This is a genomic window from Bradyrhizobium sp. Kon37 (assembly GCF_055807535.1).
This window is the reverse complement of record NZ_JBVVOY010000221.1, coordinates 1-300: the sequence shown is the minus strand read 5'-3', so window position 1 is coordinate 300 and position 300 is coordinate 1. Positions and strand designations below refer to the sequence as shown.

Genomic DNA, 300 nt, shown 5'->3' with positions numbered 1-300 from the left:
CAGCATTTGCATGGTTTGTTGAAAACCGGACATGGCACTCCAGTCGCCTTCCCGTTCCGCTATCGGCTGAATTTGATTGCGAGTGAGATATTTATGCCAGCCAGCCAGACGCACACGCGCCGAGACAGAACTTAATGGGCCCGCTAACAGCGCGATTTGCTGGTGACCCAATGCGACCAGATGCTCCACGCCCAGTCGCGTACCGTCTTCATGGGAGAAAATAATACTGTTGATGGGTGTCTGGTCAGAGACATCAAGAAATAACGCCGGAACATTAGTGCAGGCAGCTTCCACAGCAAT

At 52.3% G+C, this 300-nt stretch carries 1 pseudogene; it reads right to left on the bottom strand.

Features of this window, described 5'->3' with window-relative positions:
* Positions 1–300: pseudogene (gene lacI / locus AC0L3J_RS37890) on the bottom strand (DNA-binding transcriptional repressor LacI); the annotation flags it as partial.